The sequence below is a fragment of the Winogradskyella algicola genome (genome assembly GCF_005869935.1).
Classification (GTDB): Bacteria; Bacteroidota; Bacteroidia; order Flavobacteriales; family Flavobacteriaceae; genus Winogradskyella; species Winogradskyella algicola.
In genome coordinates this window covers 1-811 of sequence record NZ_SZQF01000024.1, presented here as the reverse complement: position 1 = coordinate 811, position 811 = coordinate 1, and the positions used below count along the sequence as shown (strand labels likewise).

Genomic DNA, 811 nt, shown 5'->3' with positions numbered 1-811 from the left:
CTACTCCGTCTAAGGTCACATTACCTGTATTGGTTACCGTGATCGTATATTCTACCGTATCTCCTAAACTTGCCCCTACTGGTGCTACATCATTGGTGATCGCTACCGTCTTTACGGCCTCGATACTCGGGTCTTCCGCTATTGGCGTTTCCGTTGGATCGTCTTCGGTATTGCCATCCGTGTCATCACCATCATCACTAACGTCATCGACATTCGTGTCCGCTGGACTATCTCCATCAGCTAAAACACTGTTGCTAAAGCCTCCGGCATCCACGGCATCCTGCTCGATGACATAGGTCGCCGTATACGTCGCTACTTCGCCAACCAATAGGTCGCCTTCTGCACTGCCTAAACTGGATGGGCCTACAAACGTTGGACCGGTCAATAAGGTCAGTGGGTTACCGTTGGCGTCCACGAACGTATCCGCTATCGCTACTCCGTCTAAGGTCACATTACCTGTATTGGTTACCGTGATCGTATATTCTACCGTATCTCCTAAACTTGCCCCTACTGGTGCTACATCATTGGTGATCGCTACCGTCTTAACGGCCTCGATGCTCGGGTCTTCCGCTATTGGCGTTTCCGTTGGATCGTCTTCGGTATTGCCATCCGTGTCATCACCATCATCACTCGTGTCATCGACATTCGTGTCCGCTGGACTATCGCCATCAGCTAAAACACTGTTGCTAAAGCCTCCGGCATCCACGGCATCCTGCTCGATAACATAGGTCGCCGTATACGTCGCTACTTCGCCAACCAATAGGTCGCCTTCTGCACTGCCTAAACTGGATGGGCCTACAAACGTTGGACC

At 51.4% G+C, this 811-nt stretch carries 1 protein-coding gene; it reads right to left on the bottom strand.

The genetic code is table 11. The features are described from left to right. Positions 1-811 (bottom strand): DUF7507 domain-containing protein (locus FC091_RS15080; protein ID WP_138435208.1); only part of this gene is annotated, 811 nt, incomplete at both ends.